The sequence below is a fragment of the Brevibacterium sediminis genome (assembly GCF_013623905.1).
GTDB lineage: Bacteria > Actinomycetota > Actinomycetes > Actinomycetales > Brevibacteriaceae > Brevibacterium > Brevibacterium sediminis.
Genome location: NZ_JABKDD010000023.1, coordinates 23,988 through 35,829, shown reverse-complemented (window position 1 = coordinate 35,829; position 11,842 = coordinate 23,988). Strand labels below are relative to the sequence as shown.

The window sequence follows — 11,842 nt, the reverse complement described above, 5'->3', positions numbered from 1 at the left end:
CTCAACCGCAGGCCGCGGAAGGTCCTCGGGTTCGCGACCCCGGCCGAGGTCCTGGCTGATCTGTTGCATGAGCAGGTAGTCTGAGACCAGCCCACTGTTGCACTAGAACACTGAGCCCACCGGCCTCAAAGCGGCATTCTTCGCACACTTAACTCGTGTCGGCGGCGGCAGGCGCGCAGCATCCGGCTGATGGCGGCGCTGCGCGAACACCTTCGCGCCTGCGCGAACTACTTCGCAGCCGCCTCGATCCCGCCCGCAGAGCCTCAGACGGCAACCTCGGGCAACAGGACACCTTGCTATCCAAATTCAAGCGAAGTGACATGGAACACGTGGAACCCTTGTTCCAACTCCAGTCAAATGTAACGAAACGATAACGAACCTCTGGCGCGGTATGAGCGCGAAGGAGCGCCCCGTCACATCCCAGAGATGCCATGGGGAAAGCCGGGTCCGTTACATGTAGGTAGCTCGGGACGATCGTTGCGGAAGTACCCCGGAATCGGCACTTTCGAGGTTGACGCTCGATCTCAGCCCGTTAGGTTTGTTGGCGTGATTAACGCACTCGCTGAACCGAAGACGCAAATCGACGTCCGGACTCCAGAACTGGAGGACGGACAACATCTATGGCGGCTCGCGAAAGACACAGCCGTGCTCGACCTGAACTCCTCGTACTCGTACCTGCTGTGGTGCCGCGACTTCGCGGACACCTCGGTGATCGCACGAATCGACGGAGAACCCGCCGGCTTCATCACCGGTTACACCCGTCCGGAGAATCCGGACACCCTGATGATCTGGCAGGTCGCCGTCAACGAGAACTTCCGTGGACACGGACTCGCATCGACCATGCTCCATGAACTGGCCGACCGGACCGGCGCTCTCCGCATGGAGACGACGATCACCGACGACAATGCGGCGTCCAACCGCCTGTTCCAGGCGTTCGCTGAGAAGCGCGGCGCCGGATTCGACCGTCGCCCGCTGTTCACCCCGGACCTCTACCCGGACGGCCACGACACCGAGTACCTCTACGAGATCGCACCCCTATAACGAGCCTCACCCCGGCGCCGCGCGGCCCCCTGTTCCAAGGGCGTGGACGCGCCAGGTGCCAGGAGGCGGAAGAGATCGCCCGCAGTGAGCGGCAGCGGCCACCGCCTCGGCGACTGCATCCGATGCAGACGCAGAACTTAAAGAAGTCGAAAGGACTCAAGTCATGACTGAAAGCGCTAAGCCCACACCCACTGACAAGCCCGACATCTTCGAAACTCGCGAGTCTGCCGTGCGCAGCTACTGCCGTTCCTGGCCCGCGACCTTCGCCCGTTCGCAGGGCGCAAAGCAGTGGGACGAGGACGGCAACGAGTACCTCGATTTCTTCTCCGGTGCCGGTGCCCTCAACTACGGCCACAACAACCCGGTCGTGATGGGCCCGCTCATCGAGTACCTGCAGTCGGGCGCCGTTCTGCACTCGATGGATATGAAGACCCCGGCCAAGCGTGAGTTCCTGCAGACCTTCCAGGACCTCATCCTCAAGCCGCGCGGACTCGACTACTCCGTCATGTTCCCCGGACCGACGGGAACCAACACCGTCGAGGCGGCTCTCAAGCTTGCTCGCAAGGTGACCGGCCGTCAGCACATGCTCTCGTTCACCAACGCGTTCCACGGCATGACGCTGGGATCGCTGTCGGTGACCGGCAACTCGATGAAGCGCGAAGGCGCAGGCATCCCGCTGACCAACAGCTCGAAGATCCCGTACGACGACTACTTCGACGGAGAGGTCCCGGATTTCCTGTGGCTGGAGAAGGTCCTCGAGGACTCCGGCTCGGGCGTCGACAAGCCCGCCGCTGTCATCGTCGAGACCGTGCAGGGCGAGGGCGGACTGCGTGCCGCTCGCGCCGAATGGCTGCGCGCACTGTCCGACCTGTGCAAGAAGCATGACATCCTCCTCATCGTCGATGACGTGCAGGCAGGCTGCGGCCGTACCGGTTCGTTCTTCAGCTTCGAAGAGGCCGGTATCGAGCCCGACATCGTCTGCCTGTCGAAGTCGATCTCCGGTTCGGGTCTGCCGCTGGCGCTGACCCTGTTCCGTCCCGAGCTCGACGTCTGGGAGCCCGGCGAGCACAACGGCACCTTCCGCGGAAACAACCCCGCGTTCGTGACCGCGACCGCCGCCATCAAGACCTTCTGGGCCGACAACGAGTTCCAGAACCAGCTCGCCGACACCATTGCCGAGCTGCACCAGCGCCTCGACACGATCGTCGAAAAGGCCGAAGGCGCTTCGATCCGCGGACGGGGCCTGCTGGCCGGTGTCTGCTTCGAAGACCTCGAGGTGGCCGAGAAGGTTGCCGCCTATGCCTTCGAGAACGGTCTGCTGCTCGAGACCTCGGGCGCCGATGACGAAGTCATCAAGATCATGCCGCCGCTGACGATCGATTCGCGCGATCTGCAGGCGGGCCTGGACATCATCGAGGCCGGAGTGGCCAAGTTCGCTCCTGCCGCTGCGAAGGCCGCACTGGCCTGACCCACCTCTGCCGGGCCGGCGTCGCACCTGTGGCGCCGGCCCGAGCTTTGGGCGGATTCGAGCTCACCTGCTCGATCGCCCACTCGGGCCGACGGGAGCCGTTGAAGTGAGACGGACGTCCGCGGCCCACCCTGAACACTTTCACCGACCTTCTGCGAAAGGACCACAGATGTACGTAGTCAACCGCGATGACCTCAACGACACCGACCGCGATGTGAAGTCCGAGACCTGGCGCTCACGCCGCATGGTGCTCGGCAAGGAGCGCGTCGGATTCTCGTTCCACGACACCGTGATCTATGCCGGAACCACCTCGACGTTCCACTACCAGAACCACGTCGAGGCCGTGTACTGCGTACAGGGCAAGGGGACGCTGACCGACGAGGAGACCGGCAAGGTCTACCCGCTCCACGATGGCGTCATGTACCTGCTCGACGGAAACGAGAAGCACACCGTCGTGGCCGAGGAAGAGCTGCGCATGGCCTGCGTGTTCAACCCGCCGGTCACCGGCCGAGAGGTCCACGACGAGAACGGCGTGTACCCTCTCATCCTCGAGGATGAAGCGGCACCCGCGAACTGATACGGCTTCTGATTGCTGAGTCGGTGGACACCGGCTGAGCTTCACTCGCCGAGGCGGCCCGAGCGTTATCGCTCGGGCCGTCTTTTGCGCGTGGTTGAGTTGCGTGCTTGAACGGCACGATTAAGCAGGAGCCGAACGGACTGCAGGTGTGATAATCTTCGGTCATACAACTTTCAAGTTCGTGACTTCTCGTTGCCGATTACACATTCGTTGACTCCGACTCAGGCATCCCCTTCCATCCCATCTTCAGTTGGAGTCTCCATGAAGTTCCTCAAGCGCGCCCTCGTGGCGTCCGTTGCCGCTCTTGCTCTCGTCATCGGTCCTGCCGTATCTGCCGAAGCGGCATCTATGTCATTCGACGTGACGAAGCTTTCAGCAAGCAACATGGTCATTTCGAATGACAACTGCAAGTACTTCAACGTCTATCTGAAGTACAACAAGAAGAACGTCGATTCGTGGACGGTAGATTCTGAAATTGCAGGCCGATACGGATACACGACGGAGGCGTACTTCGGAAACTACACGAGTCCCAGCACCAAAGACCGCAATATGATCTGTCCGAGTCTCGACGGGCTCGGCAAATATCGAATCGGTCCGTCAGAGGTTTCCGTCGACAACGAACACTCGTGGGACGCATTCACGGACTACACAAAGGGCTGCTTCTACGTCCGCGGCAAGTCGTATGCGTCGCTGTCCTCAAAGCGCAAGGGAAGCACGGTCACGCTGACCTCGTCGACGAAGGTCTATCACCCGGAGCACTACGGGAAGGTCAACTACAACCCGAAGGTGAAGTTCCAAGTCAAGTCCGGCAGCAAGTGGAAGACCCTGAAGACGGCCAGCGCGAAAAAGGGCAAGGCCGTCTACAAGGTGAAGTCGAAGAGCAAGCGGTACTACCGTGTCACGTTCAGCCAGGTCAGCTGGGCCACCGGGGCGACATCGAAGTCGGTCAAGCGCTGACCAGAAGTCACGACCCCGCCATTCGGAACGGCTCGAGCAGTGCACTCTGCTCGAGCCGTTCTGTCTTTCATTGCTTCGTCACTCGCGAATCGTCAAGTCTGTCCCATCCATATGCCCTCGAGGTCCCTCGAGCGGACCCAACGCTTCCGTGAGCGGAAGCCACAAGACTCCGAGCTCAGCGCTCTGCTTGCCACCGTAACCCTTGGCGCGTCGATTCTCGTTATAGCGGAGTTCCCCGATCTCAGCATCGGTAACGGTCCAGATGACCACCTGTAGTGGATCATCATTCGTGAACGTCACACGGTGGGGATCGGCCGAGACCGACCATCCGGTCGCCTCGGCGAGGGCCTTCGCCAATTCAACGCGATCGATACTCATCGGGACCTCGTAAGGGTCAGGGGACTGCCTGCGGATCTTGGGGAATGAATACACATCGGGCGCTCCGAAAGGGAGCGCCCGATGTGCGTTGTCGACTGCTGTTCGGCAGCCTCACTCGTTGTCGGAGCGAACCTTCTTGCCGCGGTCATGCCAGAACTTCGTTGTGGTCACCTCGTCGGTGCCGTCCCAGGCATCGACTTCGGTGTTGATGCGCCGATAAGTCGGCAGATCGCCGCGTCGGAACACCGGTTCGAAGCCGGCCTTGCGCTGTTGCTGGTAGTTCTTCAGCAGCGAGAACACCAACGGCGAGAGCATCAGCAGGGCGAAGAGGTTGATGAGAGCCATGATCGCCATGAAGATATCGGCCGCGGTCCACACCAGGTCGAGGGCCGCGATCGCTCCGATGAACACCGAGACCATGACGATGACCTGATACACGCGCAGCGCGACGCGGTTCGTCGTCAGGTGCTCGATATTCGCTTCGCCGTAGTAGTAGTTGCCGAGGATCGACGAGAACGCGAAGAGGAAGATCGCCAGCGTGAGGAAGTGGATCGCCCACTGTCCGAGCTGACCGCTCAGCGCCGTCTGCGTGAGCTGGATGCCCTCGGCAGAGCTGCCGTACTCCGGATTCGACAGCAGGATGATGAACGCGGTGATCGAGCAGACGAGGATCGTATCGAAGTACACGCCCAGCGCCTGCACGAAGCCCTGCTTGGCTGGGTGCGACGCCGATGCGGTCGCTGCCGCGTTCGGCACCGAACCGATACCGGCCTCATTGGAGAACAGACCGCGCTGAACACCGATGAGCATGATCGATCCCAGCGTTCCACCGGCGATCGAATCCATGCTGAACGCGTCGGTGACGATCGTGGCGATCATCGACGGCACAGCACCGATGTTCATCGCCACGACGATGATGCCGACGATGAGGTAGAGGCCGGCCATGATCGGCACCAGATAGGCCGAGATGTTCGAGATGCGCTTGGCGCCGCCTGCGAAGATCGCGAAGGCGGCAACGGCGATGATCGCCCCGGCCACGGCAGCGAAGACGCCGTCCGAACTCTCGACTCCGAAGGATGCCCCGACGGCGTCGACGATGGAGTTCGACTGCACCGAGTTGAACACGATGCCGTAGGTGATGGCGACGATGACGGCGAAGACCAGTCCGAGCCACTTCATGTTCAGCCCGTGCTTGATGTAATAAGCGGGACCGCCGCGGAAGTTCGGGCCGTCCTTGAGCTTGTACAGCTGTCCGAGAGCCGATTCGGCGAAGGCCGTGGCGCCGCCGACGATGGCCGTCAGCCACATCCAGAACATCGCACCCGGTCCACCGAGCGAGATCGCCAAAGCGACACCGGCGATGTTCGCCGTTCCCACCCGCGAGGCCGCGGAGATCGAGAAGGCGCGGAACGGCGAGATGTTCCGGTTGCCCTCGGAATCCCGTCCGCCCGGCTCCACCAGGGTGCGGAACATCTCGGGCAGCAGGCGGACCTGCACCGCTCCCGTGCGGATGGTGAAATACAGACCAGTGGGGATGAGAACAGCCACGAGGATGTACGACGATACGGTGCTGACACTGTCGAAAGCACTCTGGAGCATCTCCATCGAACTGCGCCTCCTTCGGCAATTGTGCTGGAGAGGATCGGAGGTGCGGAACGCGAGAACTCCGTCCGTGGTTACTCCCAGTCTGCCACTTCCGGTTCCGCAGCTGTGGCAGTGGCCCCTGCTTGAAGGTCACCGTCGGCCTGCGGCCGAGTCAGCATCGGCCCAGGCGACGGCCAGTGTCGACACCGTCAGGATTCATGTCCCGTCCACTCGCGCATCACCCGGAACTTGCTCGGGCCCCCTAGTCTGGGCGGCCTAGTACTCATCGTTCGGCCACCGCGCAGCAGTTGGATCCGGCGCCCGAATGCCACCCGCAGTCTCCGTGGAGGAGTTCTGAAATGCCCATCACCCTCGCCACCCCCACCTCCGATCACTCGCCCCGCGACCTCAGCGCCGGCGCGGCCGGCACCGTGATCGACCCCGCCCGCGTTCGGGTCCCGCCCCTGGTCATCGCACACCGAGGTGCGTCCGCCGATTGGCCGGAGAACACGATCCCCGCGTTCATCGCCGGCATCGACCAGGGCGCAGACATGATCGAAACCGACGTCCATATGAGCGCCGACGGTGAGCTCGTGATCATGCACGACACCACCGTCGATCGCACCACCGACGCCCGCACCCTGTACCCGAATCGTCAAGACCGCAGCATCGCCGGCATGAACGCCGCCCAGATCGCCACACTCGACGCCGGAAGCTGGAAGGGCGAGGAATTCGCCGGTGTCCGCGTGCCCCGCCTCGCCGAGGTGCTCACCCTCGCCCACGACACCCGCACCGGCCTGCTGCTGGAGGTCAAGCACCCCGAGCTCTATCCCGGAATCGCCGAGGCGGTCCTGTCCGCCCTGCGCACCGTGCCGAACTACCTCGACCGGGCTTTGGCCGCCGGCATGCTCGTCGTCCAGTCCGCGAACTGGGCATTCGTCGAAGAGTTCCACGCGCTCGCCCCGGAGATCCCGGTCGGCGTGCTCGGCCGACCCTGCCCGGACGAGCTCCAGGACTTCGCGGATTGGGTCGACCAGGTCAACCCCGAATTCTGCGCGGCCGACGAGGACTTCCTCACCGCCATCCACGAGCTCGGAATGACCAGCTTGGTGTGGACCGTCGACGACCTCGGCGAGATGGAACGAGCCATCGACGTCGGCGCCGACGGCATCATCACCAACGCTCCCGACCGCCTCGTCGAGGTCGTCGAAGCTCTCTAGAGGAGGCTCTATAGGCCCCGCGTCGGCTCAGACATGGGCGGGCTGGCGGATGATGAGGACAGAGAGCAGAATGCTGGACATGATCGTTCCGCCCATCCCGACCGGTCCGGCGATCGGGCCGAAATAGAGGTCAGCTCCGTCGCCGAACATCCTCGAAGTGGAGACCATGAACGCGGCCATACCGCAGACCACGGTGACTGCAGTCAGAACCTGGGCGATCCTCGGCGGGGGAGGGGATCCCGCTGCTGAGTCGGCGATGCAGTTTCTCGTCAGGGAGTACAAGCTGTATAGGCCGGCGGTTGAAGCTGTGAGACTCGCGCAGGCGGTGAGGAAGGCGATCGAGGCAGGGACGTCGGCGAAACGGCCCACGGACGGTTCGAAGGCGAAGCCCACCGCAATGATGAGAGCAGAGACGATGAGCACGGTGGCCGAGACCAAGGAGGCGTGGCGGTAGCGGGGGAGCTGGGGAGTCGGGTCGGCCGCCTCGGCGTGGGAATTTGCAAGGCTGGCGGAGTCTGGGGTTCGTCCGAGGATCGTCGCCAGCACAACGGCAACGATGAGCGGAAAGACCACGATCGTCAGTAGACGCAGTAACCAGAGATTCACGGCGATCGCCTGCCCGACATTCGAGTCGCCAGCGGAGGCGGAGACGAGCGAGGCCAATCCAGACGGGACGAACAGCAGTACGGTGATCACGCTGAGCACAATGCGCGGATGAAGGGGCAGAGTCCGGAGGAGGACGATCCCCGATGCGCCGGCGACGAGCAGGATGCCGAACTGGGCCCACGCGCGGACCGGACTCGTCGCGAAGTGCACATCGTCGGCGCTGATGAGAAACGCGGCGCTCGTCCACGACAGGCAATGCACGAGAAATGCCACGACCGTCAGTGAGAAGTCTCCAGGCCCCAGTGGTGCAGGTCGTTCGGCAGAGTCTCCGTCGGCGATGGCCTCAGCGCCTCGCTGCGCCGCGGTGGTCATGACCCCATGCTGCGTTCGCTGCCGCTGCTGCCGACCTCAGTACCGTCGTTGGCCACATTGCTGTCGTCCGACTGGGTGATGTCGTCGGGCTGGGCACGGTCACCGGGTTGGGCATCATGGGTCGGAGCGCAGTTGAGTGTGCGGACCGCGAGCACGAGACTGCCGAGGACGAGGCCGAACATGCTGATGACCCAGCCCGTGTATCCCAGGCTGGAGACCGGTGGATAACCGACGGCGAGCAAGGTCGATTCCAGGCACAGAAGCAGTCCGCAGGCGACGATTACGAAGGCCAGAGTGCGAGCAGATCGCGGTGTGGTGCCGGAAGAAGATGAGCCGAGGGCCGGCTCATCGGCCGGCAGCGACCGAGACTCGGCGACGACCCGCAGGGCGGCGATGGCGGAGACGAACCCGACCGCTGCGCCCAGAGCATTGAACGCATCACCGTACTCGAACAGGAACATGGCGTCGACGAACATGGTTCGCAGCAGCCAGACGAGGAGCACGATCCCGGTCGCAGCGAACAATCCGAAGGCGGCGGCACGTGAACGGCGGCAGAGGACTGCGGGAGCGGCCGCCTCGGCGACGGGAACAAGTTGGGCCGTGACTGCGGCCAGGGCGAGTGCCACAACGATCGGGAAAGCCACCGCCACGATGAGGCTCACGGTGACCAGGGCTGTGGTGAGCGCGGGATTGTCGGCCAATACGCCGGTGTCGGCGCCGAACGTGTCGATGGTGAAGACCGACTTGAGCGCTTCGACGGCGCAAAGGAACACAGTGATGACAATGAACACGTTGCGGGGGATCGGGCGAAGTCCGCGGGCGATCGTGATCGCGGCGGCGCCGGAGACCGCGATGAGCGCGAGGCGCAGGAGGCTCGGACCGGGTGACGACACGTAGGAGTCTTGAGCCTTGACTTCGAGGAGCCCGGTGCCGATCCACGTGACGAGGAAGGTGACGGCGGCAACGATGGTGATGGCCATTCTGCGGCTGTCGAGGCCGATTCTCGGGTCATGGGCGTCCGTGTTCGGTGCGGTGGTCATGGCCTCATGTTCCCATAAAAACCAGCCTCCTTGTCGGTTCGTGTGAGAAGAACTCGGTCGGCCGACGGAAGATGACCTCGCACGCGATCGCTCGAAGTGAGACGCTGGGGGCATGCCGAACGAACTCGCCGACTCGACCAGCCCTTACCTGCGCGCGCACGCCGACAATCCCGTGGACTGGCGGATGTGGACGAAGGAAACCCTCGCCGAGGCGGCCCGCCGTGACGTCCCCCTCCTCATCTCGATCGGCTACTCCACCTGCCATTGGTGCCATGTCATGGCCCACGAATCCTTCGAGGACGAAGCGGTCGCGGCGATGATGAACGACCGGTTCGTGCCCGTGAAGATCGACCGTGAGGAACTGCCGGACATCGACGCCTACTACATGAACGCCCTGCAGGCGATGACCGGCCAAGGCGGATGGCCGATGACGATCTTCGCCACACCTGCCGGCAGCCCCTTCTACGCCGGCACTTACTTCCCGCCCGCGCCGCGGGGCAATCTGCCGGCGTTCACGCAGGTGCTCTCGGCCGTATCGGCGACGTGGACGGACCGCCGCGACGAGGTCAATCAGATGACGGCCCGGATGGACCGCGGGCTGGCCGAGATGGCCGATGCCGTGACCAGTGCGCTCCCCGCCGAGGCGGCCGCGGAGTCCCTGACCCCCGACGAGCTCGATTCCGCTGCCGCAGCGCTGCTCGATTCGTACGATCCGGCCTGGGGTGGGTTCGGAGGTGCCCCGAAGTTCCCACCGATGATGAACATCCTGCAGCTCCTCGCGGCGTTCGTGCGCTTGGGCGGGACCGCCTCGGCGGGTGAGGGGGCGGACGACGGTGCTTCGGCGCGCCCGGGAACCGGTGGGATCGCCTCGGCGAACGGGGGAGGGGCCGGGGAGCACCCGCTGGATCGGGTCCGGGCCGAGGGGCGGCTCGGCTGGCTCGGCGCCGACGGACACCTGACCGGTGAACTCGTCCTCGACTGCCTCATCGCCGTGCGTTCGACATTGGCGCGGATCGCTTCCGGTGGCATGCGCGACCAGGTGCGCGGCGGGATCGCTCGCTACAGCGTCGACCGGCAGTGGTTCGTGCCGCACTTCGAGAAGATGCTCTACGACAACTCCCTCTATCTGCGTGTCGTCGTCGCCTGGGCGAAGGTCGAACGCGCCCTGGATTCGGGTTCGAAGTGGCTCGCCCTGGCCGAACGTGAGATCGCCGATACCGCGACCTTCCTGATCAGGGACCTGTCGACCGATGACGGATTCATCGCCGCCCTCGATGCGGATTCGCTCAACTCGGCGGGAGTCTCCGAAGAGGGCGCGGCCTACGTGTTCACTCCCGAAGAATTCGCGGAGGCGGGGCAGGCTGGTCTTCTCGGACTCGTCGATTCGCCGGCAGGGGAAGAGCTGTCCGGCCAGGTGGTCGCGGCCGTGCGGATCATCGACTGGCTCGGCATGGAGGATGTGCCCTTCGATGCGGAGCACCCCGCGCCGTGGGACATCGAGGCGACGAAGCGACAGCGCGAGGCGCTTGAGCAGATGCGCGCTCGCCGATCCCAGCCGGCCCGTGACGAGAAGATCATCACCGAATGGAATTCCTTGGCCGTCACCGCCCTCGCCGAGGCGGCCCTGTACTCCGGCGCGGGAGCTGAGGATTCGGGGGGTGCAGATTCGACGGGAAGTGCGGAGCCGACCGGTGGTGCGATCACAGAGAACGCCGAGCCCTCGGACCCGGCGCGGTGGGCAGAAACCGCTGTGCGATTCTGGACGGCGATGCATGACCGACTCAAGCCCGGCGGTGCACCCGCTTCGGGGGACTCGTCCGACTCGGCTGCGCTCGATGTGCGGCGCTCCTTCACCGGCGATGTCGCCGGCCCCGGGAGGGGCGGACTCGCCGATTGGGCTCAACTCATCACCGCTGGGATCACAGTCCGACAGCTGCCGGACGGCGCCGCCTCGGTGAAGGTGGAGGATCTGATCGAACTCGGTGCGACCATGCTTGACCTCTTCACCTCCGAAAGGGGCGACGGGGTCCTCGAAGCGGTCGATTCGCTCGGTGACGGGATCATCGACGTGAAGTCGGCGGATCCCGTCGACAACACCGTGCCGTCGGGACGATCCGCAGCCGCTGAGGCAGTGCTGCTGCTCGCCGAGCTCGGTGTCGAGGCTGCGACGTCCGATGGATCGGAGTCATCGGGTGAGGCGGCGTTCCCGGGTGAGGTCGCCGCTCTGGATACGGGACGGTTGTTGGAAGTTCGGGATCGGCTGCTTGGGGTCTATCGGGCGCTGGCCGGGCAGGCTCCGCGCGGGTGCGGACACGCGCTGTGGCAGGCCGATCGGGCCCTGTCTCCCGTGCGGGTCGCCACCGTCGACGATGCGCTGCGAAACATCGCGGCCAGGCATCCGTCGCTCACTCTGCTCACGGCCTCGACCGGCGTCCCGGGACCGGACGGTCGGGAGGTCGCCGTCCCCGCGGGGACGGCGATCGTGTGCCGGGGAACCTCGTGCTCGCTGCCAGTGGGAGCTCCGGCCGAACTCATGGCCCTGCTGAACGGATAGGCAAGGCTGCACCGGCGAGGTCGGACGGAGGAGTTCCGCGGCTCG

The 11,842-nt window shown here is 64.3% G+C and carries 10 protein-coding genes; 6 read left to right on the top strand and 4 right to left on the bottom strand.

Annotation, left to right across the window (positions count from 1 at the left end):
• Nucleotides 1–645: 645 nt before the first annotated feature.
• The 4 genes from ectA (at nt 646) to HK108_RS17645 (ending at nt 4,043) form a co-directional block, all read left to right on the top strand.
• Entirely contained in the window at nt 646–1,041 is a 396-nt protein-coding gene (ectA, locus tag HK108_RS17660) for a diaminobutyrate acetyltransferase (RefSeq protein ID WP_229664249.1), read from the top strand.
• Nucleotides 1,042–1,204: 163 nt separating this feature from the next.
• Nucleotides 1,205–2,509 carry a diaminobutyrate--2-oxoglutarate transaminase gene (gene ectB / locus HK108_RS17655; RefSeq protein ID WP_181272490.1) on the top strand — a complete coding sequence of 435 codons (1,305 nt, stop codon included), beginning with the start codon at nt 1,205–1,207 and terminating at the stop codon, nt 2,507–2,509.
• A gap of 169 nt (nt 2,510–2,678) precedes the next feature.
• Complete coding sequence (locus tag HK108_RS17650; RefSeq protein ID WP_135810511.1) at nt 2,679–3,086, top strand: ectoine synthase; 408 nt, start codon at nt 2,679–2,681, stop codon at nt 3,084–3,086.
• A 261-nt stretch (nt 3,087–3,347) separates the two neighbouring features.
• Nucleotides 3,348–4,043, top strand: a complete 696-nt coding sequence (locus HK108_RS17645; RefSeq protein WP_181272489.1) for a hypothetical protein — start codon at nt 3,348–3,350, stop codon at nt 4,041–4,043.
• 78 nt (nt 4,044–4,121) lie between these two features.
• Here the strand turns inward: HK108_RS17645 and HK108_RS17640 are convergent, their stop codons facing one another.
• Together HK108_RS17640 and HK108_RS17635 are read right to left on the bottom strand one after the other, a co-directional pair.
• Entirely contained in the window at nt 4,122–4,421 is a 300-nt protein-coding gene (locus tag HK108_RS17640) for a hypothetical protein (protein ID WP_181272488.1), read from the bottom strand.
• A gap of 111 nt (nt 4,422–4,532) precedes the next feature.
• Nucleotides 4,533–6,026, bottom strand: a complete 1,494-nt coding sequence (locus HK108_RS17635; RefSeq protein WP_181272487.1) for an alanine/glycine:cation symporter family protein — start codon at nt 6,024–6,026, stop codon at nt 4,533–4,535.
• Nucleotides 6,027–6,364: 338 nt separating this feature from the next.
• On the opposite strand from HK108_RS17635, the gene HK108_RS17630 reads away from it, so the two are divergent.
• A complete protein-coding gene (locus HK108_RS17630) occupies nt 6,365–7,225 on the top strand; it encodes a glycerophosphodiester phosphodiesterase (RefSeq protein WP_181272486.1) in 861 nt (286 codons plus the stop codon).
• A 27-nt stretch (nt 7,226–7,252) separates the two neighbouring features.
• On the opposite strand, the gene HK108_RS17625 is transcribed toward HK108_RS17630, so the two are convergent.
• Nucleotides 7,253–8,203, bottom strand: coding sequence for a hypothetical protein (locus HK108_RS17625; RefSeq protein ID WP_181272485.1), 951 nt, complete (start codon nt 8,201–8,203; stop codon nt 7,253–7,255).
• On the bottom strand, nt 8,200–9,243 hold the full coding sequence (locus HK108_RS17620) for a hypothetical protein (RefSeq protein ID WP_181272484.1): 1,044 nt from the start codon (nt 9,241–9,243) through the stop codon (nt 8,200–8,202). Before HK108_RS17620 ends, HK108_RS17625 begins: the two co-directional genes overlap by 4 nt.
• A 112-nt stretch (nt 9,244–9,355) precedes the next feature.
• Here HK108_RS17620 and HK108_RS17615 point away from each other — a divergent pair, with 112 nt between their 5' ends.
• Entirely contained in the window at nt 9,356–11,797 is a 2,442-nt protein-coding gene (locus tag HK108_RS17615; protein ID WP_181272483.1) for a thioredoxin domain-containing protein, read from the top strand.
• The last annotated feature ends 45 nt before the right edge of the window (nt 11,798–11,842 follow it).